This is a genomic window from Desulfovibrio psychrotolerans (assembly GCF_013340305.1).
GTDB lineage: Bacteria > Desulfobacterota > Desulfovibrionia > Desulfovibrionales > Desulfovibrionaceae > Halodesulfovibrio > Halodesulfovibrio psychrotolerans.
Map to the genome: position 1 here is coordinate 420,601 of NZ_BLVP01000008.1, position 23,369 is coordinate 443,969.

General features: G+C 57.9%; 24 protein-coding genes. 14 read left to right on the plus strand and 10 right to left on the minus strand.

From position 1 onward, the window contains the following. Positions 1–65: 65 nt before the first annotated feature. Complete coding sequence (locus HUV26_RS09590) at positions 66–995, plus strand: DMT family transporter (RefSeq protein ID WP_174409884.1); 930 nt, start codon at positions 66–68, stop codon at positions 993–995. Between the two features lie 122 nt (positions 996–1,117). On the opposite strand, the gene HUV26_RS09595 is transcribed toward HUV26_RS09590, so the two are convergent. Then, complete coding sequence (locus HUV26_RS09595; RefSeq protein WP_174409885.1) at positions 1,118–1,549, minus strand: winged helix-turn-helix transcriptional regulator; 432 nt, start codon at positions 1,547–1,549, stop codon at positions 1,118–1,120. 241 nt (positions 1,550–1,790) lie between these two features. Between HUV26_RS09595 and HUV26_RS09600 the strand changes: the two genes are divergently transcribed. The 5 genes from HUV26_RS09600 to HUV26_RS09620 all read left to right on the plus strand — a co-directional run bounded on the left by HUV26_RS09600 (position 1,791) and on the right by HUV26_RS09620 (position 4,275). After that, on the plus strand, positions 1,791–2,372 hold the full coding sequence (locus HUV26_RS09600; RefSeq protein WP_174409886.1) for a flavodoxin family protein: 582 nt from the start codon (positions 1,791–1,793) through the stop codon (positions 2,370–2,372). 187 nt (positions 2,373–2,559) lie between these two features. Beyond that, the gene (locus tag HUV26_RS09605; RefSeq protein ID WP_174409887.1) at positions 2,560–3,069 is read left to right on the plus strand and encodes a nitroreductase family protein; all 510 of its coding nucleotides are present in this window, start codon (positions 2,560–2,562) and stop codon (positions 3,067–3,069) included. A 2-nt stretch (positions 3,070–3,071) separates the two neighbouring features. Further along, positions 3,072–3,263, plus strand: a complete 192-nt coding sequence (gene dmpI / locus HUV26_RS09610) for a 4-oxalocrotonate tautomerase DmpI (protein WP_174409888.1) — start codon at positions 3,072–3,074, stop codon at positions 3,261–3,263. Between the two features lie 184 nt (positions 3,264–3,447). Beyond that, the gene (locus tag HUV26_RS09615) at positions 3,448–3,741 is read left to right on the plus strand and encodes a putative quinol monooxygenase (protein ID WP_174409889.1); all 294 of its coding nucleotides are present in this window, start codon (positions 3,448–3,450) and stop codon (positions 3,739–3,741) included. A gap of 195 nt (positions 3,742–3,936) precedes the next feature. After that, complete coding sequence (locus HUV26_RS09620; RefSeq protein WP_174409890.1) at positions 3,937–4,275, plus strand: hypothetical protein; 339 nt, start codon at positions 3,937–3,939, stop codon at positions 4,273–4,275. A gap of 104 nt (positions 4,276–4,379) precedes the next feature. Here HUV26_RS09620 and dnaB read toward each other — a convergent pair whose 3' ends face one another. From dnaB to alr, 5 genes are all read right to left on the minus strand, one after another. Beyond that, a complete protein-coding gene (gene dnaB, locus HUV26_RS09625) occupies positions 4,380–5,843 on the minus strand; it encodes a replicative DNA helicase (protein ID WP_308483158.1) in 1,464 nt (487 codons plus the stop codon). After that, positions 5,815–6,318, minus strand: a complete 504-nt coding sequence (gene rplI, locus HUV26_RS09630) for a 50S ribosomal protein L9 (RefSeq protein WP_174409891.1) — start codon at positions 6,316–6,318, stop codon at positions 5,815–5,817. The genes dnaB and rplI overlap by 29 nt, the downstream gene beginning before the upstream one ends. A gap of 12 nt (positions 6,319–6,330) precedes the next feature. Continuing rightward, positions 6,331–6,594, minus strand: coding sequence for a 30S ribosomal protein S18 (gene rpsR, locus HUV26_RS09635; protein ID WP_174409892.1), 264 nt, complete (start codon positions 6,592–6,594; stop codon positions 6,331–6,333). Further along, complete coding sequence (rpsF, locus tag HUV26_RS09640; protein ID WP_174409893.1) at positions 6,594–6,899, minus strand: 30S ribosomal protein S6; 306 nt, start codon at positions 6,897–6,899, stop codon at positions 6,594–6,596. The genes rpsR and rpsF overlap by 1 nt, the downstream gene beginning before the upstream one ends. Positions 6,900–7,077: 178 nt before the next feature. Then, a complete protein-coding gene (gene alr / locus HUV26_RS09645; RefSeq protein WP_174409894.1) occupies positions 7,078–8,229 on the minus strand; it encodes an alanine racemase in 1,152 nt (383 codons plus the stop codon). 355 nt (positions 8,230–8,584) lie between these two features. On the opposite strand from alr, the gene HUV26_RS09650 reads away from it, so the two are divergent. The 6 genes from HUV26_RS09650 (at position 8,585) to HUV26_RS09675 (ending at position 14,967) form a co-directional block, all read left to right on the plus strand. After that, positions 8,585–10,819: an LPS-assembly protein LptD gene (locus HUV26_RS09650; RefSeq protein WP_174409895.1), complete on the plus strand. Its 2,235-nt coding sequence runs from the start codon at positions 8,585–8,587 to the stop codon at positions 10,817–10,819. A gap of 151 nt (positions 10,820–10,970) precedes the next feature. Further along, a complete protein-coding gene (locus HUV26_RS09655) occupies positions 10,971–11,126 on the plus strand; it encodes a hypothetical protein (RefSeq protein WP_174409560.1) in 156 nt (51 codons plus the stop codon). A gap of 309 nt (positions 11,127–11,435) precedes the next feature. Next, on the plus strand, positions 11,436–12,254 hold the full coding sequence (locus HUV26_RS09660) for a transporter substrate-binding domain-containing protein (protein WP_174409896.1): 819 nt from the start codon (positions 11,436–11,438) through the stop codon (positions 12,252–12,254). 250 nt (positions 12,255–12,504) lie between these two features. Continuing rightward, complete coding sequence (locus HUV26_RS09665) at positions 12,505–13,515, plus strand: amino acid ABC transporter permease (RefSeq protein ID WP_174409897.1); 1,011 nt, start codon at positions 12,505–12,507, stop codon at positions 13,513–13,515. Continuing rightward, on the plus strand, positions 13,512–14,243 hold the full coding sequence (locus tag HUV26_RS09670; RefSeq protein ID WP_174409898.1) for an amino acid ABC transporter ATP-binding protein: 732 nt from the start codon (positions 13,512–13,514) through the stop codon (positions 14,241–14,243). The genes HUV26_RS09665 and HUV26_RS09670 overlap by 4 nt, the downstream gene beginning before the upstream one ends. Before the next feature lie 241 nt (positions 14,244–14,484). After that, positions 14,485–14,967, plus strand: coding sequence for a universal stress protein (locus tag HUV26_RS09675; RefSeq protein WP_174409899.1), 483 nt, complete (start codon positions 14,485–14,487; stop codon positions 14,965–14,967). A 118-nt stretch (positions 14,968–15,085) separates the two neighbouring features. Here the strand turns inward: HUV26_RS09675 and HUV26_RS09680 are convergent, their stop codons facing one another. From HUV26_RS09680 to HUV26_RS09695, 4 genes are all read right to left on the minus strand, one after another. Beyond that, on the minus strand, positions 15,086–16,840 hold the full coding sequence (locus HUV26_RS09680; protein WP_243451340.1) for an NAD(P)/FAD-dependent oxidoreductase: 1,755 nt from the start codon (positions 16,838–16,840) through the stop codon (positions 15,086–15,088). Positions 16,841–17,036: 196 nt separating this feature from the next. Further along, positions 17,037–19,076, minus strand: a complete 2,040-nt coding sequence (locus tag HUV26_RS09685) for a ThiF family adenylyltransferase (RefSeq protein ID WP_174409900.1) — start codon at positions 19,074–19,076, stop codon at positions 17,037–17,039. A 116-nt stretch (positions 19,077–19,192) separates the two neighbouring features. Continuing rightward, positions 19,193–20,050, minus strand: coding sequence for an N-acyl amino acid synthase FeeM domain-containing protein (locus HUV26_RS09690; RefSeq protein WP_174409901.1), 858 nt, complete (start codon positions 20,048–20,050; stop codon positions 19,193–19,195). Between the two features lie 14 nt (positions 20,051–20,064). Further along, entirely contained in the window at positions 20,065–20,562 is a 498-nt protein-coding gene (locus HUV26_RS09695) for a PilZ domain-containing protein (protein ID WP_174409902.1), read from the minus strand. 159 nt (positions 20,563–20,721) lie between these two features. On the opposite strand from HUV26_RS09695, the gene HUV26_RS09700 reads away from it, so the two are divergent. Continuing rightward, positions 20,722–22,377, plus strand: coding sequence for a diguanylate cyclase domain-containing protein (locus HUV26_RS09700; protein ID WP_174409903.1), 1,656 nt, complete (start codon positions 20,722–20,724; stop codon positions 22,375–22,377). 188 nt (positions 22,378–22,565) lie between these two features. Further along, entirely contained in the window at positions 22,566–23,309 is a 744-nt protein-coding gene (locus HUV26_RS09705; protein WP_174409904.1) for a GGDEF domain-containing protein, read from the plus strand. Positions 23,310–23,369: the final 60 nt, after the last annotated feature.

Sequence of the window (23,369 nt, forward strand, 5' to 3'; positions counted from 1 at the left end):
TCTTCCAGCGCGTGTCTGCCCGGCTGACTGCCTTTTTTTCGACCTCATATCCGGTTGGTGAATCCATGCCCTTGCTGCCCATGGCGTCCATGGTGTCCGTGATGCCCCTGATGGGAGAGGCGGCGGCCCTGCTCACGGCCATTCTCTGGGGGCTTTCCGCCTGCATGCACACATCTGCGGCCCGTCTTGTCGGGTCGCTTTCGCTCAATCTTTTCCGGCTGCCGCTGTCGCTGCTCTTTTTTCTGGCGGGCATGCTGATTTTCGGAACGCCGTGGTCGCTACCGGAAGGAGCGGCGGGCTGGTTCATACTTTCCGGCGTGGTAGGGCTGGCATTCGGGGATGTGGTGTTTTACGCCAGTGCCGTGCGTCTGGGGGCGCGGCTCTCTGTGTTGCTGTGGGAACTCACCCCCGCTGCCACTGCTGTTCTGGCCTATTTTTTCCTTGGTGAAACCATAAGCCTGACCGGCATGGCGGGCATTGCGCTGACCATGCTCGGGGTGCTGTGGGTGCTGTTGGAAAAGCATGATGGCAGCATACCGGACCTGACTCCGCAGCGTTGGGTACAAGGGATATTCTTTGCGCTGGTTTCCGTGGCGGCGCAGAGCGTGAGCACCGTGTGCGCCCGCAACGCGCTGATTATGGGCGGCGATGTGCTTACCGGTGCCGCACTGCGCACGGGCAGCGCATCGCTTGCGCTCTGGATGTTTGTGCTGCTGGCGGGCAGGGCGGGGCATGTGGTGCGCACGCTGCGGGGCAGCCCGAAGGCCCTGCGGCTTATGCTGGCTGCCGGGATCATAGGTCCCACCGTGGGGGTGTGGCTTTCGCTCGTGGCGGTCAAGTACACCAAGGCGGGCATTGCGGCCACCATTATCGGGCTGGAGCCGCTGGTGGTTATCGCCCTGCTGGCCGTGTATGAACGCAAGCGGCCTTCTCCGCGGCTGGCCGTGGGGGCTGCTATCGCCTTTGCAGGCACGGCCATGCTTTTTCTGCGTTAGGCTGCGCCCTTTGCCTTGTCGTTCGGTTTTTCCGACTGGCAGGTTCGCGTTACGCGCTCAGGAAAGACCGGACAGATGAACCGCTCTTGTGAGCCGCCATCAGGAACCGCCATTGTGAGCCGCTATTGCCTGGGCAAGGCCTTGCCCGCAAGGGCTGTACGGGCGGCAGGCGTTTCGCAGGGCAGGTCGTCCTGATCTTCCACAGTCTCCACGCCCCGCTGGCGTTCGTATTCCGCACCCCATTGGCAGAGTTGCTTCAGAAGCGGAAGCACGGACTGCCCCATGGGCGTGAGGGAATATTCCACCTTGGGCGGTACCTCCGCATACACCTGACGGTGCACTATCCCGTCGTTTTCCAGCTCACGCAGTTGCTGGGTGAGCATTTTCTGCGTGATGCTGGGCATGGAGCGCTTCAGTTCGCTGAAGCGGCGGGTGCCGTCCTGCCCCAGCCGGTACAGGATTATGGGTTTCCATTTGCCGCCTATGAGGAGCAGGGTAAGCTCCATGGCGCAGAAGTATTCCTTGCCGGAACAGCGTTTCAACTGACATCCCATAACAGACTCCTCTCCGGGCGCTGCGGCTTCCGGCATACGGTTTGGTCCGGCATTGTCGCGGTGGGCGTAATGCCAGCGCAGAACCTACGCTTCTCTGTGGTATCTTTCAAGGGGGTATGGTATCATAAAGTATGCTAGGAAACATTTTCGTGCGTACTTGCTGATATGTTTGTTGTGTGGTCTATGGGCTTGGTGGATACGTTCAGTATCCGGAATGGAGCAAGTGCCATAGGAGTTTGATATGTCAAAGCGTATTGTGATTGTGCACGGAGCCCCCCGCAAGAAGGGCAACACCCGTGCAGTGACAAGGTTGGCTGCAGAGGCTGCACGCAGGGAAGGTGCCGTGGTGACGGAGATTGACGTTACCAAGCTGGCGTTCAGCACTCCCGGATGTATCGGCTGCGCTCAATGCCAGCAGTCGGATACCTATGAATGTACGCTGGGTGACGAACTTGCGCGGAGTGTGGCGACGCTGGCGGAGTACGATGTTATAGTGTTCTCGACCCCGTTGTACTGGTGGAGCTATTCTGCGCAGTTGAAGATGTTCATAGACAGGATGTATTCTCTGTGCAAATTCTCGGACGAGGAAGGAATCCGGTCTGTGGTGAGCGGAAAAACGCTTGCCCTTATAGCCACTGCAGGCGGGCCTATGCAGGATAATCTTGAGGTGCTGGAGAGTCAGCTGAGAAATCCTGCGGCCATGCTCGGATGTTCATTCGCCTCCTGTCTTTTCCCGGATGTGCGCATGGAAGCGGGGGACTTGAAAAACGACCCGTTGGCGGCGGAGAGGGCGCAAGCCTTCGGGCGGCTGCTGGCTTCCTGAACCTGTTTGCTGATATGGCTGTTGCAACCTGCGTGTGAAAAGGCGAATCGTGTGAGCAAGCCTTCACGAAACCACATGAGCATGGCAAGGTTGCACCCTGTGCAGCAGTATTGTCGGAACAGTGTCGCCGGGCGGCAACGCTTACGGCGGATACTCATGCCAACGAAGCAAACCCCCTGGAGGTTGTATGGAAACATTGCAGGCTATTCATACCCGTCGGTCCATCCGCCGTTATGCACCGGGCAAGGTGGGGCGGGACGTTGTGGAAGAACTGCTCCGGGCGGGCATGGCGGCCCCCAGCGCGGGCAACCAGCAGCCGTGGCGGTTTGTCGTTATTGAAGACAGGGCCGTGCTGGAGAGGATTCCGGCCATACATCCCTATGCGGTAATGGCCTCCAAGGCTTCCTGCGCCATTATGGTGTGCGGTGATCCGACGGCGGAGAAGTATCCCGGAAACTGGATGCTGGACTGCTCTGCCGCCATTCAGAACATTTTGCTGGCCCTGCATGACAAAGGGCTTGGCGGCGTGTGGTGCGGGTTGTGGCCCGTGGAGGAGCGCGTGGAGGCGTTTCGTGAACTGGTGGGGGTACCGGAGCACATTATTCCGCTAGCCCTTATTCCCGTGGGAGTTCCCGACCAGAATGCGGGCCCGCAGGACAGGTATGACGCCGCCAAAATCCATTGGAACAGGTGGTAGCCGTGCCCATAGTGACTATTGTCTCCAATCCGCTGTCTGCAGAACAACGGCGCGAATTGGTGCGCGACGTGACGGAAGCCTGCGCGCGGGTTATGCGATTGCCTGCGCAGACCATTGTGGTGGTGCTGGACGAAAAGCCGCCGGAGGCTATAGGTGTGGGCGGTGTGCTGCTGGCGGACCGCCCGCCGTCATGAGCCGGAACCAGCCTGAGTTTTTCTGAGCAGTTTCCGTCTGCTTGAGAACTGCATGACATGCTGCCGTGCTGCTTGCAGCGCGGGTACAGCCTTGCAGTGTGCCTGCTTTGTCCGTTAGGATTTTCATCCGTTGGGATTGCCTGTTACATCTACGGCCTGATGTTGCCCACTCAAAGGAGTATTCATGACCTCTCATGTTCGCGTTACCGCTGTGCTGATTGCGCTGCCCGGCAAGAGTGATGCCGTGAAGGCGGCTATTGAAACCGTTGTGCCCCATACCCGTAAAGAAGAAGGCTGCATACAGTATGACCCGCACCGCTGCACGACGGACAGCAATAAATTTCTCTTTTTTGAGGAATGGGTTTCGCAGGACCATCTGGATGCGCATCTGCACCAGCCGCACCTGTTGGCTTTTCGGGAAAAGGTAAGCGGTTTGCTGGCCCATGCGCCCGAAGTGCTGGTCTGGAAGCCGCTGTAAAGGGCGATTGCGCTGCCCAGCGCCATATGGACGCCCTGCGGAAAAGACTTGCGGAACAGCCGGATACCCGCAGGGAGCGGAACATGCCATTTCTATCGACCTGATATGCCTTGAATTATGCGGGGAAATTGCGTACTCCCTGCTGGCGGAGCGGTCTTTTGCGGACCGTGACGCAGACCACGCAAGGAGAATGCGATGAAGATACTCGCCATCGACAAGGTTCTGGAAAGCGCTACGCCGGAAGGCATAAAGACGAATTTTATGAAGGAAGTGGACCAGACGGTAAAGTTGTACCTTGCGGATGTGGTCCGCGAGATTTACTTCCGTCAGGACCGTTCCGGCACCGTGCTGGTTCTGGAAGCCCCCAGTCTGGAAGATGCCCGGAAGATGATTGAGACCCTGCCGCTGGTGCGGGAAAAGATGATCGATTTCGATCTGATTCCCCTTGGTCCTTTCATGCCGCTGGCACTGCTGCTGGAAAACGATCAGCCCAAGGCTTCTGCTGATTGCGGTTGCGGCTGCGGCTGCCATTAGGCATTTTGCGGCCAGTGCATCCGGGTGCTTGCCCGCCGTTTACCCGCCGTATTTCCGCTTCTGGGGGAATGCGGCGGTTTTTTCATGGCTGACGTTGTGGGCGGCTACATGCCGTCCGGCAGGGATTCGGAAGGATAGAGGTCTGTGGCGTTTTCAAACCGCGTGAACTGCCCGTTGTATTGCAGAGGGCAGGAGCCGACAGCACCGTTACGCTGTTTGCCGATGATGATTTCGGCGGCGTGGATGAGTGCCCGGTCTTCGCTCTTGTTGTACATGGCATCGCGGTAGATGAACATGATGACGTCTGCGTCCTGCTCAATGGCGCCGGATTCGCGCAGGTCGGAAAGCATGGGGCGTTTGTCCGCGCGCTCCTCAACCTTGCGGTTGAGCTGCGAGAGGGCAATGACAGGTATGTTCAGTTCTTTGGCGAGGGCTTTCAGGTTGCGCGAAATATCTGAGATTTCCAGCTCGCGGGAGTCGGTCTTGCGGCTGGAACGCATGAGCTGCAGGTAGTCCACCACCACCATGCCTACGCCCTTGCTCGCCTTAAGCCGCCGTGTGCGTGCGCGCAGGTCCAGCGTGCTGAGCGAGGGGGTATCATCAATGTAGATGGGCGCGTTGCCCAGCACGTCTGCCGCCCAGTGCAGGCGTTGCCAGTCTTCATCCGTAATGCCGCGCCCGGTACGCAGCTTGTTCAGCTCCACCCCGCCCACAGCGGCGATCATGCGGGTCATGAGCTGTTCCATGCCCATTTCCAGCGAGTAAAACACCACGGGAACCCCGCCCTGCAAAGCGGCGTTTGTGGCAAGGTTCAGCGTGAAGGCGGTTTTGCCCATGGAAGGGCGCGCTGCAATGATGATGAGGTCGGTGGGCTGCATCCCTGCCGTCATCCGGTCTACGGTATAGAATCCGGTGGTGACGCCTGTGACCAGATTTTTGCTGTCTATGCGCTTTTCAAGCTCCTGAAAGACGTTTTTCACCAGCGTCTTGGAGTCTATGAACGTTTGCCCGGCGGTGCGTTCTGAAATGGCGAAGACCGCCTGTTCCGATTCGTCCAGCAGGGCGTCCACGTCTGTGGACTGCTCGTAGCACTTGCTGATGATCTGGGAGCAGGAGGCGATGAGATTGCGCTGGAGCGACTTGTCGCGCACGATGGTGGCGTAGTGCTCGGCATTGGCTGCGCTGATGACGGAATTGGCGAGTTCGGCAAGATATACCGCGCCGCCCGCCATTTCCATCTGCCCCCTGTCCTTCAGGAACTGCCCCACGGTGAGCAGGTCTACAGGCTTGTTCTGCCTGTGCAGGTCCATTATGGCGGTGAAGATGGTGCGGTGTGCGGGGGCGTAGAAGTCTTCCTCGTTGATGATGTCAACAAGGGTATACAGGACATCGGAGCGCAAAAAAATGCCCCCCAGCACGGCCTGCTCGGCCTCCATGCTGTGGGGCGGGACATTGCGCAACATATCGTCCGAGTGCTGTGTCAGCGCCTCGGAGTAATCCATGTCTCCGCCCCAGGGGGCGGAGACATGGTCAGAACCGTTATTCAGCGGCTTCCTCTGCGGACTCATTGGCTACAGCGGGTGCCTCTTCGGCAATGCGGCCTTCGGGGGTTACCTTGACCAGCACTTCAGAGATGACGCCTGCGTGCAGGCGAATGCGTACGGGGTATTCACCCAGAACGCGTATGGGGGAATCCAGCAGGATGCGGCGACGATCCACATCAATGCCCTGCGCTGCCAGTGCTTCGGCAATATTGGCGGCGGTGACGGAGCCGTAGAGCTTGTCATTTTCGCCAACGCGGACCTGAATGGTGATTTCGGCTTTTTCCAGCTTGGAGCCGAGGGCCTGAGCTGCACCGCGGATGGCTTCCATTCTTTCCTGAAGCTTCTTGCGTTCCAGTTCAAACGCCTTGATGTTGCCGGCAGTGGCCATCATGGCAAAGCCCTTGGGAACAAGGAAGTTGCGTCCGTAACCGGGCTTTACTTCCACTATGTCGCCGAGAACACCAAGGTTCTCGACGTCTGCGCGAAGAATAATTTTCATTTCCCGCTCCTCCTACAGGGTGCTCTTTTTCTTTACGTCACTTGCGTGCGTGGAGGTGAAGATGAGCAGAGCCATCTGACGGGCGCGCTTGATTTCAGTGGTCAGCAGACGCTGATGATGCGAGCAGGTACCGGTAATGCGACGGGCAATGATCTTGCCGCGTTCAGTCACGAAATCGCGAAGGATGTCGGGACGCTTGTAGTTCAGCGGCAGATCGGAATCCGCGCAGAAGCGGCAGAACTTTCTCCGGGGGGTAAAACGTCTTTTGAAAGCCATTACGCTACCTCCTCCAGCTCTTCAGCCAGCTTCACGGTTACAAACTTGTAGATGCCTTCAGTGATGCGGATAATGCGCTCCAGCTCGGCAACGCCTGCGGGGGGCATGGCGTATTCGAGGCGCACGTAGTAACCGCGCATCTGCTTCTTGACGGGATAGGCAAGGTCGCGCATGCCCCAGTGGTCGGCGGCGAGCACGTTGCCTTCAACGCGTTCCACAACACCGGTGAGGGTGGCAAGCACGGTCTCACGGGCATCGGTGGCAAGCTCCGGGGAAAGGAGCAGCAGCGTTTCGAATTTTCTCATTCCTGTATCTCCTTGTGGTCTCTTGGCCCACCCGCACGAGGGGTGAGCAAGGCAGAACGAGATTGGTTAATGGAAGCCCGACCTCTTGTCAACAAAGAAAGTGGGCTGCGGCACGGCAAAAGCGCAGGGAAACAACCTTAGCACGTTGCAAACGGTGTGTCACCCTGACGCGGGGGCATCAGAAAAACGTTTTGGGATTCATGCCCAGAAGGCAGAATACTTCATAGGGTATGGTGCCCCACCATGCCGACAGGTCTTCCGGCGTGACAGGATTGTTGCCCCCGCCACCCAGAAGCCATGCCGTATCGCCGCTGCACACGGGCGGAAGGTCGGTCACGTCTACGGCGGTCATCTGCATGCAGACACGGCCCACAATGGGCGCGCGGTGGTCATGAATGACCATGCTCCCCCTGTTGGAGAGTCCACGGCTGTACGCATCGGCATATCCGGCGGCCACTATGGCCACCCGCATGTGGCGGGGGGCGGTAAAGGTGCGCCCGTAGCTGATGCTCGTGCCCTTTGGCAGGTCGTGCACCTGCAGAACCGGCGCGCTGACTTCCATGGCGGGAACGAGTGCCGCGCCGAGGTGTTCGCGCTTTGTGCCATGCAGGGGATTGGCGCCGTATAACGCTATGCCGGGACGTTGCAGGTCGTGGTGAGTTTCAGCATGAGCCAGCAGAGCGGCGGAGTTGGCTATGGTCGCTTCGAAGGCAAATCCTGACTCGCGCAGGCTGCGGATGATTTTGGTGAAGCATGCGTGCTGCGTGCGCGTGAAGTCATCCTTGTCCGGTTCGTCCGATGCGGCGAAGTGGGATGCGACCATGGAAAGGCGAACGCCGGGCAGGGTGCGCAGGGCGGTGATGAGTTCCGGCAGGTCGTTTTCTGAAAAGCCCAGCCGGGCCATGCCTGTATCGAACTTCAGCGCTACGGCTACAGGGCTTTCTGCACTCCCTGCCTGCGACAGGACCCGCAGATGGTCCAGTGAAAAAACAAAGGGGATGATGCGCTCCGCGTGGCAGGCGCGGGCTTCTTCCGCGTCTGTGGCGCCCAGAAGGGCAATGATGCGTCCATCAAATCCTCCGTAGCGCCCGCTACCCCCGTTATTCCTGTCGCCGTTACGCAGTTGCACGGCTTCTCCCACGGTGCCCACTGCCAGGGTGGCGGCACCTGCGGCGGCAAGGGCGCGGGAAACCGGCAGCAGGCCGTGTCCGTAAGCGTCTGATTTGATGATGGCGACAGGCGAGGGGGCCAGCTTGCCGAGCAGGCGGAAGTTGTCGCATATACGGTCTGTATGGACGCGGACAGACAGCTTATTATAGGATATGGTCATATACGCCTCCTGAGGCGGGTGCGGATGTCGGCTGGGACTGTTCCGTGTGCGGGTTCCCGTCGCTGTTGCGGCCCGGTTGGGGCCCGAAGGTGATAAAAGATGTCATTTGGCCGCTAAGTCCGCCATTTCGGGGCTTTCCCTGTGCAGCAAGCTGTGATACAAGCTGCCGTATCAAAGGGTACGCATGCTTCATACAGATTTGACCAAGGCAATTCAAGCAGATAGAGGGCTTTTTTGCTGCTCGTTCCCGCCCTCCGTCATGCCTCCTTTCCGGGGCGTGGCGGCTTTTTGTGCGTGCCTGATCCTGATTTTGGCCTGCCTTTTCCCTTCCGCGGCCTCTGCAACCAGCCTGTTCGTGCTCAATGAGGACGAAGAATCTGTGGTGTGGAGCCTGCACGCCGACAAAGTAACCAGCCTGAACGACAGTAAAGTGATGGAAGGAGAGGGGAATGTGGCCCTGCGGCAGGGCGACGACTACCTCAAGGCTGATTTTGTGCGCTATTTCGCCGCCACCAACTGGGTGCTTCTGCGGGGCAATGTGGAGGTGAAGCTGGGCGAAGACCTGATGGAGGCTGAAGAAGCTGAGTTTGACCTTGGCAACCGCATAGGCTGGCTGAAGAACGGCAAGGTCTTTGTGGATGGGCCCCATATGTATTTATCCGGGGAGCGGGTGAACAAGCATTGGGGGGATTTTTATTCCTTCAAGAATGCCAAGATAACCGCCTGTGACGGCGATGTGCCGGCATGGTCCGTTTCTGCCGGGTCTGCCACGATAGAACTGGATGGCTACTCGCAGTTGTGGGGAACCTCGTTCGCCATCAAGGACACCTCGGTCAGCTATGTTCCCTATTTTGTGCTGCCTATGAAGACATCGCGGCAGACCGGGTTCCTGTTTCCTGAATTCGGTTATTCCAAGCGGCTGGGCGTGTGGTACAGTCAGCCGTTCTACTGGGCTATAAACGAGTCCAGCGATCTGACCATTTCCGAGCAGTGGATAGAACGGCGCGGCATGATGTCCGGTGTGGAGTATCGGCACCAGTACACCCCCTATGACAAGGGCTGGTGGCGTCTTGATGCCATGTGGGACAACAGGCGGCATCGTGCGGAGGCCAACGAACCGAGAGGCTTGGATAATGATGGGCTGGTGCGTACCAACCCGGAACGGTTCTGGTTGCGTGGTATGTTTGACGGCAGCCTTGGTGACCCGCGCTGGAAGATGAAGATGGATTTGGATGTTGTTTCCGACCAGAACTATCTGCGCGAGTTCAAGCAGAGTTCCGCTGCCTACTACCCCACGCGCAAGACGCTGAACGAGCATTTCGGTCGCGACCTGCAGGAGATAGACCAGAACAGGACAAGCGAGATTCTGGTTTCCCGCGACTGGGAGCGGGTGGGTATTGCCTTTGGTGCGCGGTTTGAACAGAACCTGGATGTGGGCAACGGCAATATTACCTCCAGACGCAACACCACGCTGCAACGCCTGCCCCAGTTCGATATGTTCCTTTTCAAGGGCGGTCTGCCCGTGCAGTCGCCTGCCATTCCGATAGAATTCGAAGCGGAAGGACAGGCGGTGAATTTTTTCCGGCACAACGGCACCAGCGGCAGCCGGTTTGAAATTCATCCCAGCGTGAGCGTACCGCTGGTGAGCGAATACGGCACCATCATACCCAAAGCCGGTTGGCGGGTTACCCAGTACAACACCGACAAGGTGCAGCAACTGGATACTGACCGGGGGACGGGGCGGGGAACGCAGCGGGATATTCCGGATTTCAGCGTTGCCGCCTTTACGGAGCTTGCACGGACTTTTGAGGTGACTCCCGAAGGTTCCTTCCTGCCCACTGCCGACAATGTGGGCGAAAGCCGGTGGATGGCTGTTCGGCATAGTTTTCAGCCCCGCATTGAGTATTCTCACGTGCCCAATGTGAACCAGATGGATAATCCGTATTATGATGTGAATGACCGCATAGAGCCGGAGAACGAACTGCGGGTGTCACTGACCAACGTGCTCAGCCGCAAGGCGGCCACAGTGACCATGCTGGACGGGGAACATGCCTCTGCGCCTGCCCTTGAGTACTCTTATAAGGATGTGATGCGGTTTCGTCTGGATCAGGCATATGACTTCCGTGAGTCGGAACGCACCGACCATCTGGATGAGTACAAACGGCGGCCTTTGTCCGACACCATGGCGGAACTTTCATTCTCCCCCATGCAGTATGTGGATGTGACCAACAGGTCATTCTGGTCCCCCTATACGGGCAGCATTACCAGCCACGAGCATCTGCTGGGATTTTATCTGGATGATGTGGGGCGCATAGATACGGGGCTGGATTTCCGCGACAGGATTGACGAATACAAACGGCAGCGTGAAGACAGATTGCGCATCTTCAAGACGGAGGCCACACTCTCCTTCTTCAAGCCGTGGAGCTTCCGCACCCTGTATAGGGCTGACGTAGAAAAGGGAACCGATCTGGAAAAGACGGTGGAACTTGTTTACACGCATCAATGTTTTGAAATCATAGCCCAATTTTCCAGAACGCCGGACGATGACAGCGTGAACCTGTACGTCAAGATACCCGGTCTTACCTTCTAGCCGCCGGGCTGGGCGGGAGGAGGCGGGCAATCTGCTGCGTTGCCGCGAATCAATTTTTTCCAGAAGAAAACAACATCACCCCCTGCCCTTGTGTGCGGGCGAAGGGGAGATACTGCATGCAAGGAGCGGTTTTGTGCCCAGTGAGAACCCTTTGAAAGATCGCTATAAGCGGGAATTTGTGGAAGTGGTGTGTCCCAAGTGCAGGCGTACCCAGATAATCGCCGTTCCCGAGGAATCCATGCCCCGTTGCGAGGAATGCAAGAGGGATATGGTGATCAAGGAAGTCCTGACGGAAGGAAAGTACTGAAAAGGGCGGCCCGGGAGAATTTACCAACAGCCGTCTGCACGGGCATACGCAGCCATGTGCTTTGGGTGTGAGACATTGGCGGGGCTATGACTGTGCTGTATGGCCTCCTGTAGTGCTTTTGTACACGCGCTGTGCGTGTTTGGGTATGCCTTTCGGCGCGTCGGTCGGGTGCTGGCGCGTTAGTGTGCCGGACGGTGCAATGCCGGCGGATGGTTTTAGGGTGTTCCGCCCAGCGGAGGCCGGAATTGGGTCCGGCGTAGGGAATGCCGAGCATTCTCTGAACTTTAACGGGGTTTTGGAGGAAATGGTATGAAATTCCTTAAGATTCTTGTTCTTGCTCTGCTCGTGGCCGCTTTTGCCGCTCCGGCTTCTGCGGCAGATATTGAATTGGCCAAGAAGTCCACGATCAATGAAATTCTGAAGCGCGGCGAACTGCGTGTGGGATTTGATGCGGGATATCCGCCCTTTGAAATGACCGACAAGAACGGCAACTTCATCGGCTTTGACATTGATCTCGGCAAGGAACTGGCAAAGGCCATGGGCGTGAAGTATGTTCCCGTGAACACGGACTTTGACGGCATGATTCCCTCCCTGCTGGCAGACAAGTTTGACATCATCATCTCCGGTATGACGCTGACCCAGGAACGCAACCTGAAGGTGGGCTTTACCGACCCCTATATCATCATGGGACAGACCGTGCTGGTTAATGCCAAGCACAAGGGCACCGTTGCCAGCTATAAGGATCTGAACGATCCCAAGTTCATTGTGGTTTCCCGCATGGGCACCACCGGTGAGGAAGCCACCAAGCGTTTCCTGCCCAAGGCCACCTACAAGTCCTTTGAAAAGGAAGTGGACTGCGTTGTCGAAGTTCTTAACGGACGCGCAGATGCCTTTGTGTACGACCTGCCTGTGAACGAAGTGTTCCAGCGTCAGCAGGGTCAGGACAAGACCTACCTGCTGGCAGAGCCCTTCACCTTTGAGCCCATGGCCATAGGCGTGAAGCAGGGCGACCCTGATTTCATGAATTTCCTGAATAACTTCCTGCGTCAGCTGAAGAATGACGGCCGTTACGAGCGTATGTACGACAAGTGGCTGCGTTCCGATGCATGGCAGGAGCAGGTGCAGTAGCACCCAGCCCGAAGTAAAGAGGGCCGGACGGGAAAACCGTCCGGCCCTGTATGCGTGGATATGCCTGCGTATGCATGCGGTATGCCTGCGGTATGCCTGCGGTATGTATGTCTGATCCGGTGCGTTCCGTTTTTGGCTCTGCTCGCGATGCCCCAGAAGGGCGCGCGGCCGGAGCCGGAGCCGGAACCTTTTGTGCCGGTTCACCGGGCCTGTGGAAACGGGCCTAGATTGCTGAGACAGAGGATGTGACATGAGTCGGTATGTTGGTCTTGATCGCCCCAAGGGGCCGGGGTATTTCCTGTTCTGGAAAGCCGTTTTTGTTGCCATGTTGCTGGGATTTATCAGCTTTGTATATTACGCCTCCAGTGCTGTTGAGTACGTATGGAGGTGGGAACGTGTTCCGCAGTACTTTTGGCTGAAGGAAGACGTGGATGTGCGCGCCGAGGCGGAGGGTGAGCTGGTTGCCGTGCGGAAAGAAGCCGGGGCGGTGGTGCTTGTCATTGCTTCCGCAGGCCATGAGTACGTGCGCAGCCTTCCCGGTGATTCGGAATTACGGGTTGCACAGGGCGACTATGTGTACATGGGCGATTCCATTGCCGAGTATCATCACTCCAAACCCGGTGTGCTGCTTGAGGGCATGTGGATTACCCTGAAAGTGAGCATGCTGGCCATAGTGTTCGGTATTGTGCTGGGCGTGGCAACCGGGCTGTGCCGTATATCCGTGAATCCGGCCCTGCGCTGGACAGCCATTGTCTATATTGAGCTTATTCGCGGCTCGCCTCTGCTGGTGCAGATTTTTCTCTGGTATTTTGTGGCGGGCACGCTGATTAACGGAATTTTGCAGAGCGTGGGATTGGGTGCCATGCCACCCCTGTGGTACGGTGTGATGGCCCTTGCCATATTCACCGGGGCCTATGTGGCCGAAATTGTCCGCGCGGGTATTCAGTCCGTACACCGGGGGCAGATGGAAGCCGCCCGTTCTCTGGGGCTGGGGTACGGGCAGGCCATGCGCAGGATCATTTTGCCGCAGGCCTTCCGCCGCATACTGCCGCCGCTTGCGGGGCAGTTTATCAGCCTTGTAAAGGATTCCTCGCTGCTTGGGGTTATTGCCGTGCGCGAGTTGACCAAGAGTACCCGCGAGGTGGTGAGTTCTTCATTGCAGCCGTTTGAGCTGTGGATTCTGTGCGCTGTTTTGTATCTCGTGCTGACGTTTACGCTGTCGCTCCTGATCCAGCAGCTTGAGAGGAGAGCGTTGCGATGATTCGTGCCATCAATGTGAACAAGTTTTTTTACACCCCCGATGAACTGCATGCCCTGAAGGACGTGTCACTGCATGTGGCAGCCGGTGAGGTGGTTGTGGTTATCGGGCCTTCCGGTTCCGGCAAGTCAACTTTTCTGCGCTGCCTGAACCGGCTGGAATACGCTGACTCCGGCGAGATATTCGTGGAGGATCAGAATATTCTGGATCCGGCATGTGACATCAATAAGGTGCGCGCCGAAGTGGGCATGGTGTTTCAGTCGTTCAACCTTTTCCCGCACATGTCGGTGCTGGAAAATGTGGTTATGGCTCAGATGACCGTGCGCAAGCGCAGCCGCAAGGATGCGGAGGCGAAGGGCATGGAACTGCTGCGCAAGGTGGGCATTGCCGAAAAGCACGGCGTGTACCCGGACCAGCTTTCCGGCGGGCAGCAGCAGCGCGTGGCCATTGCCAGATCGCTGGCTATGGACCCCAAGGTGATGCTGTTTGATGAGCCGACCTCTGCCCTTGACCCGGAAATGGTGGGCGAGGTGCTGGACGTGATGCGTAATCTGGCCCGGGAAGGCATGACCATGGTGGTAGTGACACATGAGATGGGCTTTGCCCGCGAGGTGGCGGACCGGGTGGTCTTTATGGACGTAGGGCAGATTCTGGAAACGGGAACGCCTGAGCATTTCTTCACGGCACCGGGCCATGAGCGGACCAAGCTCTTTCTCAGCCAGATTCTGTAGCAGCTATGTATCCACTTTTTTCGTGCCCCCTGGCCCGGTAAAGTAACCGGATCAGGGGGCACTTTGTATTATCCGGGGGCTGCAAAATTATTTTTTTACCGGATGCCTGATTATCATGGGAAACGCTTGTGGCACGACAAAAAAGATGATTATGAGTAGGGTAGGAAGCTGAGTATTGTGTGATGCCGCAGGTGCAACCTGCGGGTGTGGTTCCGCATAACCCGACGACAGGAGGTGCATTATGTTGCCGATGTTCAAGAAGGTTTTGTACGCGACCGACCTTTCCCCCGCTGCCGGACACGCTTTTGGCTTTGCTCTCAGCACTGCCGAAAAGTTTGGTGCCCAGCTTACCGTGCTGCACGTATTGCCTGAACTGCCGCAGGAATACGGACTGCTCTCCGGCTTTGATATTGTGCCGGACATTGACAAGGACACCTGGGACCGCTTCAAGAAGAACAGCATTGAGAACGCGTACAAGCATTTGGAGACGCAGATGGCAGAAGCCTGCGCCGCCTTTGGCATGAAGCCCCTGCCCAAGGAACGGCTCATCATCCGCAACGGCAAGGCTGCTGAGGTGATTGTTTCTGAAGGCAGGCACGCTGACCTTGTGGTTATGGGCACGCAGGGACATGGCAGGATAGGCGGGCTGGTGATGGGCAGTGTGGCCCAGCATGTGCTGTCCAAGAGCGTGACCCCGGTGATGGTGGTGCGTCTGGAAGGATAGCCGACCATTCTTTTGTATGGCGGAGCGGTTTGAGCACATTGTTTCAAGCCTTTTCCCGGACAGGGTTCGGGAAAAGGCTTTATCGTTCACTATGCGGGTAGCCGAAAGGGTTGGCTGCTCAGGAACGGTGCAGCGTGGCGGCAACGGCTGAAGCCACGCGTTCGCCGTCCATGGCTGCGGAGATGATGCCCCCCGCGTATCCTGCGCCTTCTCCGCAGGGAAAGAGCCCCGGCGCGGCAGGGTGTTCCAGTGTTTCCGGGGAGCGGGGAATGCGCACGGGCGAGCTGGTGCGGGATTCTACGGCAAGTACCTTGGCTTCTTCCGAATCGTATCCTTTGTGCTTTTTTCCCAGCAGCGGCAGAGCCTTGCGCAGGCGCGAGGCTATTCCCTGCGGCAGCAGTTCGTGCAGAGGCGCGGTGTAAACGCCGGGAATATAGGATGTGCCCGGCAGTGTTGCGGATACTCGTCCCCGCACAAAATCGCCCACACGCTGTGCCGGTGCCTGCTGGGTTATGCCGTCGCCCGCAGCGAACATGGCTCTTTCTACCCCAGCCTGATACTCCAGCGCCGCCAGCGGGCCGTGCATTGCGTATTCGGCGATATCTTCGAGCCGTACTTCCACCACCAGACCGGCATTGGCAAACGGAGCGTTGCGCGCGGCAAGGCTCATGCCGTTCAGCACCAGTTCGCCCGGTGCCGTGGAGGCGGGGACGACGAAGCCGCCGGGACACATGCAGAAGGAAAAGACTCCGCGGTCTTCCACCTGCGCGGTTATCCGGTAGCTGGCGGGGGGCAGGTTGGGATGCCGTGGCGAATGGTGGTAAAAAATTTCGTCTATGAGTGCCTGCGGGTGCTCAATACGTACCCCGAGGGCAAAGGGTTTGGCTTCCACAGGAATGTTCCGGCGCACAAGCATATGAAAGATGTCGCGCGCCGAATGGCCCGTTGCCAGAATGACGGCGTGGGCGGGAATGGTTTCGCCCCCGGTGAGTCGTACGCCCGTAACCCTGCCGCCGTCCTGCAGCAGGTCGGTGACATGGGCGTCGAAATGCACTTCGCCACCCGCCTCCTGAATGGATTCGCGCATGCGCCGTACTATTCTGGGCAGCATGTTGGAACCAAGGTGGGGGTGCGCATCCACGCGGATGTCCGGCGATGCTCCGTGGGCGATGAACAGGTCCAGCATGCGGCCGACATTGCCCCGCTTTGTGGCGCGGGTGTAGAGCTTGCCGTCGGAATACGTGCCCGCACCGCCCTCGCCGAAACAGTAGTTGGAATGGGGGTTGACGAGTCCCTCGGTGTAAAGCTTTTTCAGGTCCTTGCGGCGGGCATTCACATCCTTGCCGCGTTCAAGGACGATGGGACGGATGCCGTGTTCCAGCAGCGTAAGCGCGGCGAAATAGCCAGCAGGTCCGGAACCCACGATGACGACACGGTGCGGTCCGGGGCGGACGGGGCGGAATGCGGAATGCAGGGCAGCTTCCGGCAGGCTGTGCGCAGCGGCGAGGCGGCTTGCCGGTGGTGTTGCCTGTTGCGCGGCGGTTTCCGTGATGCCTTTCCGGTTGTCCGTGGAGCCTGTTTGCGGACAGGGAGCGGTTGGCGCGGAGGAATCGTTGGCGGAGGCGGATGCCGCAGGAGAGGGCGGAAGCTGCTTTGCCGTTTGCCCTGCAGTTTCCTGCGCAGCGTGTGTGATGGATACCTGCAGCACGAAATGCGGACGGCGGGAGCGGGCGTCTATGGACCGGCGCACCACATCCACACGCAGATGGGGGGAATCCGTCATGCCGGCCATCTTAAGGGCCGCCTTACGTATGGCCTGCGGTTTGTGGATGTTGTCCGGGTCTACTTTTATGTCCACGAGAACGGGCTGCATTGTTGGTTCCGTTTGCGAAAGGTGAAGCAGGGCTGCGGGCATATCCGGCGGCGGCAGTACTATAATAGTACGCTGCCGATGTCACGTCAAAAGGAAGGGGGAGGCCACTAGGCGCGTGCCAGCACCACCCGGCAGAAGGGATATGCCGGGCGCCGTGCAACCCGCTGCGGAGGAGCATGTGTTGCTTCTGAAAGGGCTATTCCGCCCGACTGAGGAAGCTTTCAGCTTCCCGGCGGTAGGTTCCGTGCCGTATGGCGGGACCGAATCCGACACGGAAGAGCATGACCGGGGCGCGTCCTGCCGCAAGAGGAAAGAGCGCGGAGAGCACGTCTGAGGCTCTTTCCTGCAGGGCCCGATGCGCCTGCGAGAACATGTCCGATTCGCCGAGCATGGTGCGCAGCCGGAAGAGAGTGACCGCTGTCATGGGTTGAAGACGCATGTTCAGGTGCGTGACGGCAAGCCATATCCTCTCCAGCGCCCTGCCGCCCATGAAGAAATCGTCTATGCTCGTGGAAGGAACGCTCAGCAGGGCCGCCCCGCCCGAACGGCGTATGCCCATGGCCGAGACAAGGGGGACGATGCGGCCTATGCCCAGTGAATTGGCCACATGCACGGATTTCCAGCTTCGGGTGGCCTTGAGGAACAGGTTGCCGGGGGCACCTGCTTCCAGATTGGGCAGGGGCAGGCCATCGCGGCTCGTTTCTGCCTCTTCCTGTGTGAAGCGGACCATGTTCATGAAATGTTCGTGCAGGTCGCGCCGTTCCGTACGGATTCTGTCCGCATGGAAGATGGCGCGTGAAAGGCGTTGCAGATCACGCGGGGTGTTGACCCACTCCAGCCGGATGTCGCCGAGAGGCTGTGCGCATTGTTCCAGATACTGCCAGATGCCGTCCGGCACCTGCCGTGTGGAAAAGGGTTTGCGGTTGGTGTGCCTGCGCCAGATGGAATCCGCAAGCATATCTTCGCGGGCATCGGGGGCCGGAGCAAAGGAGAGGGTGGCCATGTGCCCCGTGCGGGCGTCAGGGGTTGTCTGCACCTCGCAGCGAAGACCGCAGGCACTGGCGGCGATGGACATGTTTTCCGCAGCCGCTCCGGCGGCGATGACTGTGGCAAGCTGGTGCGTGTTGAAGAATGAGGTGTCTGCCTGCATGTCTGCGCGCAGGAGGATGCTGTTTTCCCGTACGGTGAAGTGCCACGGTTGCACGTTGTCGCCGGAGGGTGCCTGTATGCCCGCCCCCAGCAGATAACGCAGGAGGGGCATATCGTCGGCAAGGTATGTCGAAAGCGGGGTGGAGGGAGGCGATTGCGGCGTACAGCCGGTTCTGCCGGATTTGGCAAGAACAAGCTTTTCAAAGAGCAGTGCCTTGAGCCGCTGAAGCGGCCAGCGATTGCCCGTGTGCAGCCGCCCCTTCCTCAGTTTTTTCAGGTAGGGGTCCATCTGCAGGTAGTAGGGGGCCGCCTTCAGTCCTTTTCTGTTCAGAATGAGCCGTGCGGCTTCTGTGGCGGCAAGGGCGGCACTCATCTGGCACCCCACGATAAGCGAAGGCCCCTTGCGCATGCGGAAATCTACCGCAGAACCGTCCAGATATCCGGCGTGCAGTGCCGCAGGGGCAAGGCCCAGGGCGAACCGCAGGTATTTCTGCTCCATGGGCAGATGGTCGTGCACATCAAAGTAGTCGTCAAAGCGCATGCCTTTTGGGGTGAAGACGAGCAGGGCTGAGCTGAACCCGAGGGGACCGGCGGTTATGACCGGTATGTTCAGCTCTCTTGCCCGGTTGAAGAGCCTGCGGCGCATGTCGAAGACAAAGAAGTCCAGACCGTCAATAACCACGTCTGCACCATGGAGAAATGTGTCCAGATTCTCTTCGGTGAGTCCCTGCGGGAACAGGGAAAGCTCCGCGAAGGGGTTGATAGCCAGCACATCTCCCGCCACGGTGTCCAGTTTGCTCTGCCCCCATGTATCGATCCGCGCGCCGTGCTGCCGGTTCATGTTCACGGGATTGTACACATCCATGTCGGCAAGGGAAAAAGCGCCTATGCCCAGACGCGCCAGTGTGACCACGTGCGCACTGCCCACGCCGCCGAGTCCGGGCACGGCAACGCGCGCTCTGCTCAGCCGTTCAAGTTCGGCTGCGTTCAGAAAGCCGATACTGCGTGAAAAAGCCTCTGCCGCGTAGGCAAAGCGGTTGTGGAATCCGTATTCTGCGGCCCTTGTTCGGTACTGGTCGCTATCCATGTGTTCTCCGGTTGCAGTAAACGGCAAATCCCGCTGAAGCCGGAAGCTCTGCGGGGGAAATTTCGTGGAGACTGCCGCCCGGTGGGGCGGGCATGCGGTTATTCATGCTCCTGCAGTCAATGCGCGTAAAAAAAAGCTTCTGGATAGTATTTTTTGATGTAGGCAACCTGCTCAGGTGTGAGGGACTGGAGGATTTCCGGGCGCTGTCTGAAGAAAAAGGCGGCATCATTTTGCGGGAGGGGGTTATTGCGTTCCACGCTGAACTGCATGCTCTCGTCAATGCCTGTGGAATGGATGCGGCTGAAGAAGGTATACAGGTCGGTTTCAAAATCGTGCTCGTGGAATGTGTTCTCCAGCCGTTCCCAGAACAGGTCGTAATTTATGCGCAAGGCCACGGCGGGAGCGCCCACATAGGAGTAGTGCCGCTCTTCCGCAAAGGGTTCGAACAGGAAGATGGCCTTGTAGAATTCCACATGCTTGGGATTGACGGTGATGAGGATGTCGTTCACGCCGATGAGCTTGGCGTATTGGAAGTAGGCTTTGCCCAGAAACATGAGCAGGTTGTTCCACCGGCTCTCTTTGCTGGTGGCCAATGCGCCTATCTCTGCAACCTTTCTGCCCTGCCTGCGCAGTTCATCCACTTCTTTTTTGTACAGGTTGTCCATGGGCAGCCCAAAAAGTTCGCTGTCCAGAACCTGTGTGAGGGTGGAAATGGGTTTGAGATACTGCTTGAAAACAAAGACGCAGGTGGTGGGCAGCATGCTGAAGATGCTGTACTGCATCTGCGAGGGGTGCGGCTCCAGTATGTAGCCGACCTCCCGGTACGCCTCGTAGACTATTCTGAAGGCTTCTGCATAATCGTTTAGATCTTCCGCAATCTTTATGCTCGGCCTGTCCATATCCGCAAGCTTGTTGTTCGCCAGCGACGATCTGCGAATACGTATGGTTCTTCGGCGTTCGATGTCTGCGCCCATATCGCTCCCTTGCTTTAGTTGAACAGGTTATCGAGCATTCTTACTCCGCCAGCACTTTCGGGGTCGAATCTTCCGGCAAACTGCACGCTGTCTGAAGAAATTACCCGGCAGACGTTGCATGAGAAGGCAATGGTTGTAGCTGTTTTGGGAACGGTGAAGACTATTTCGAAGTCCGTGGCCTTTCGGAGTTGCTGATAAATGGCACTGTCTATCTCCGGGAAGGATATGCGCATGCCGTCTTTGGATATGTCGCGGATGGTGACAGGATAGCTTCGTGATGTGTTGTCGGGAAAGTTTACAAGTGAAACGGCAGGAATTGACACTTGCACCCGTGGGGCTGTTCTCCTGTCATCACTATGTTTAGCCTCAGAGAGCAGATACGTGTGCAGGCGTTCCTTGATAATGTGCTGGGCGAAGGATTCTGAAGAATGGCCTTTTGAGTGCGCGTAGAATTGAAGAGAGCGAAACTCATCCTCAGAAAGAGTGACGCATAACTGTTTTAAATCACTCATGAGAAGGTGCTCCAGTGCTGTCCTGTGCATAGCGTGTTCCTGTTGCCGTATTAACTATGATGATCCTTGTTTTTGAAATGACGTTATGCTATATTTGTGCCAACACTCGAGTACTAAGGGGAAGCCATGGCCGGAACAAGACTTTTTGCAGACGTGCCAATGAAGCCATTGCCTGAGGTTGCACTGGAAGATGGATTTCAGAAGGTTACCTCTGCTTTGCGGCAGAGCGGAACGTTTTCTATCCCTGTGCGGACAGGGGAAGGGCATCTTGCAGGGCTGTCTGTCCGGAGCCTGCTGGATGCGCTGGATGACAGGCTTTCTGCCGTGCCTGCAGAGGTGTGCTCGCACGTGGTGCGGGTGCGTTCATCGGACCTTGTGGATTCTTTCTTTTCCCCGGAAGCATTCAAGGCCGATCAGGTATATGTCATAGAGGGAGAAGAAGGGACGCTGGGCTTTATTACCGCCGTTGAGCTTATGTCGTGGGTGCTGCGGGGTATTACCGGGCTGGCGAGGGATGTGGCGGATGCCGCGCGGCATGTGGTGCTTGGGGCATCGCAGACCGTATATCAGGCGCACAAGAGCCTTTTTGAATCCCAGAGACAGACCATTCTGGTTGTGGATGACGCGATGCGTCCTGTGGGAATGTTCAATGACAAGGACATCAGCGTGCTCATAGAGAAGGGCTGTGATGTTTGGAACACCCTGCTGGGAGAAGTTGCCGGACCCGTGGTGCAGATAGGGGGCGGTGTTCCTCTGGAGCAGGTCTGTGTGCGGTTTATGACCTCTGCGCTGGAGTGCATGGTGGTGACGGGAGAGGACGGCAGGGCGGAAGGACTGTTGTGGCGGGATGCCGTTATGCCGGAGTTGTTCGGGCGCGTCGGGGCCGGTGTTAGCGACTTTCCGCCTTGCGGGTCTGCGGAAGAAGGGCAGAAGGCCTTGCAGGCCGATTTTCTGGAACGGTTGCTGAGTTGTTCGTTCAAAAGTGGCATTGTGGGCACTGACGAATATCTTAACATCATCTATTTTAATTCCGCGGCCCGAAGTTTGCTTGGATGTACTGAAAAGTTGAGTCTGGGAAGTCAGGTGTGGGTGATAACGGAAGCCTGCAATATTTCGCGGGACGAACTGACCAACGCCCTGAACGGAGTGCGTGACGGGGGAGAGCAGACCATCAACTCCTGGCGGATGGAAGGAGGTGTTAAGCACTTCTTGCAATGCCGGGTGAACCGTGTGCCCAGCGCCAAGCATCTTGCAGGATATGTTATTTCTATTCAGGATGTTACATCGCAAAGAAATGCAGAGGCCGCAATACTCAAGCTGGCATATTATGACAGGCTTACCCAGTTGCCGAACCGGTTGCTTTTTGAGGAGCGGTTGCAGCAGGAGGTGCGGCGATGCAGGCGCAGCCGTTCCAAGTTTGCCATCATGATGGTGGACTTGGACGGGTTTAAAAAGGTGAATGACGGATTGGGGCATCTGCTGGGTGATGAACTGCTCCGGCAAGTGGGCGCCCGGCTTGGAGAAAATGTAAGAGATTCCGACACGGTGGCGCGGTTTGGCGGAGACGAGTTTGTCTTTCTGCTGCCGGAGGTGGAGGACTATGCCGCAGCGCTGAGAATTGCCACCAAAGTGCAGCAGGTGGTCTCTGCCCCGTACGACCTGAGCGGGACAGAGGTGACGGTTTTCGGTTCTGTAGGCATTGCCGTGTACCCGGATGATTCTGCCGATACCGAGGCATTGCTGCAACTGGCTGATGAGAGGATGTTTATTAACAAAAGGACGGGGGAGTTGGTCATGGTGCCGCTGCCCGGCTAACTGGCTATTGAAAAAGCCGCTTTCTGCCGGGCAGGGGAAAACAGGACGATGCAGGGCGCAAGGAATGTTCAGGCCTGCTTTTGGAGGGCGTGCTGCCAGGCATGCGCGACTGTCTGAAAACTTCTTTGCAACGCAGCGGATTCCCTTGTTTCAATGGCCGGTTAACCCCTTGTAAGGGAGGCGCAACGATGCCGCTTTCGAAGAAAGCTCTGGATATGATCCGCGAGAACAGGGTGGCATGCGTGGTGCTGGTGGGATTTCCCCTTGGCTGGCTGGCTGTTTCCCTTACGCTGTCGGGGAAAGCCGCCGGAGAGGGGGGATTGCCTTTATTTCTGTATTCCTACCTCTGTGTGCTGGCATGCCTTGCCGCGCTGGCATACTCCCAAAGACAAATCAGGGGAATGATCCTCGTCGATCCGCTGACCAACGTGTATAACAAGCGGTATTTTTTCCGCGCGCTGGATACGGAGTTTTCTCGCAGCAGGCGGGTGGACGCCCCGCTTGCCTTGATCCGCTGCTCACTTGTTAACGTGCAGTGGCTGGCGGACGAGCTGGGAAAGAGCCTTGAACTGGTGCATAGATTGTTTTGCGAGACGGTGGCTTCCACCATACGCGAAACGGACGTTTTTTCGCGGGTGGATGCCAATGCCTACACGCTGCTGCTTTCCAACACAGATGATGCGGGTGCGCAGGCTTTGGCCCGCAGGTTGGAAAATATGATCATGCGGGAGTACAGGAAGATGAAGCCGTCGCTGCCGGACGCGGTGGCCTTTGGCACGTGCTGCACCAGGCTCTGCGATTGCAGAACGCCCATAGAAGTGTATGACAAGGCTATCAGGGCGCATTCGCTGGCTGTGGCTTCGGAGCGCAACCGGATTATGAGTTGTACGGACGGGGTGGCGCAAAGCCGCGCGGAACAGGCCGTGCAGTAGCGGTGGCTGGCGGGTGGCGGCAAGCCGCTTCAAGGTTGGCAGGAGTGCACGCCAAGGGCA

Excerpts from the sequence above, each read along its gene's own strand:
- HUV26_RS09590 (WP_174409884.1), top strand. The coding sequence starts at position 66 with ATGCCCTTGCTGCCCATGGCGTCCATGGTGTCCGTGATGCCCCTGATG.
- HUV26_RS09595 (WP_174409885.1), bottom strand. The coding sequence starts at position 1,549 with ATGGGATGTCAGTTGAAACGCTGTTCCGGCAAGGAATACTTCTGCGCC.
- HUV26_RS09600 (WP_174409886.1), top strand. The coding sequence starts at position 1,791 with ATGTCAAAGCGTATTGTGATTGTGCACGGAGCCCCCCGCAAGAAGGGC.
- HUV26_RS09605 (WP_174409887.1), top strand. The coding sequence starts at position 2,560 with ATGGAAACATTGCAGGCTATTCATACCCGTCGGTCCATCCGCCGTTAT.
- HUV26_RS09615 (WP_174409889.1), top strand. The coding sequence starts at position 3,448 with ATGACCTCTCATGTTCGCGTTACCGCTGTGCTGATTGCGCTGCCCGGC.
- HUV26_RS09620 (WP_174409890.1), top strand. The coding sequence starts at position 3,937 with ATGAAGATACTCGCCATCGACAAGGTTCTGGAAAGCGCTACGCCGGAA.
- dnaB (WP_308483158.1), bottom strand. The coding sequence starts at position 5,843 with ATGAGTCCGCAGAGGAAGCCGCTGAATAACGGTTCTGACCATGTCTCC.
- rplI (WP_174409891.1), bottom strand. The coding sequence starts at position 6,318 with ATGAAAATTATTCTTCGCGCAGACGTCGAGAACCTTGGTGTTCTCGGC.
- rpsR (WP_174409892.1), bottom strand. The coding sequence starts at position 6,594 with ATGGCTTTCAAAAGACGTTTTACCCCCCGGAGAAAGTTCTGCCGCTTC.
- rpsF (WP_174409893.1), bottom strand. The coding sequence starts at position 6,899 with ATGAGAAAATTCGAAACGCTGCTGCTCCTTTCCCCGGAGCTTGCCACC.
- alr (WP_174409894.1), bottom strand. The coding sequence starts at position 8,229 with ATGACCATATCCTATAATAAGCTGTCTGTCCGCGTCCATACAGACCGT.
- HUV26_RS09660 (WP_174409896.1), top strand. The coding sequence starts at position 11,436 with ATGAAATTCCTTAAGATTCTTGTTCTTGCTCTGCTCGTGGCCGCTTTT.
- HUV26_RS09665 (WP_174409897.1), top strand. The coding sequence starts at position 12,505 with ATGAGTCGGTATGTTGGTCTTGATCGCCCCAAGGGGCCGGGGTATTTC.
- HUV26_RS09670 (WP_174409898.1), top strand. The coding sequence starts at position 13,512 with ATGATTCGTGCCATCAATGTGAACAAGTTTTTTTACACCCCCGATGAA.
- HUV26_RS09675 (WP_174409899.1), top strand. The coding sequence starts at position 14,485 with ATGTTGCCGATGTTCAAGAAGGTTTTGTACGCGACCGACCTTTCCCCC.
- HUV26_RS09680 (WP_243451340.1), bottom strand. The coding sequence starts at position 16,840 with ATGCAGCCCGTTCTCGTGGACATAAAAGTAGACCCGGACAACATCCAC.
- HUV26_RS09685 (WP_174409900.1), bottom strand. The coding sequence starts at position 19,076 with ATGGATAGCGACCAGTACCGAACAAGGGCCGCAGAATACGGATTCCAC.
- HUV26_RS09690 (WP_174409901.1), bottom strand. The coding sequence starts at position 20,050 with ATGGGCGCAGACATCGAACGCCGAAGAACCATACGTATTCGCAGATCG.
- HUV26_RS09695 (WP_174409902.1), bottom strand. The coding sequence starts at position 20,562 with ATGAGTGATTTAAAACAGTTATGCGTCACTCTTTCTGAGGATGAGTTT.
- HUV26_RS09700 (WP_174409903.1), top strand. The coding sequence starts at position 20,722 with ATGAAGCCATTGCCTGAGGTTGCACTGGAAGATGGATTTCAGAAGGTT.
- HUV26_RS09705 (WP_174409904.1), top strand. The coding sequence starts at position 22,566 with ATGCCGCTTTCGAAGAAAGCTCTGGATATGATCCGCGAGAACAGGGTG.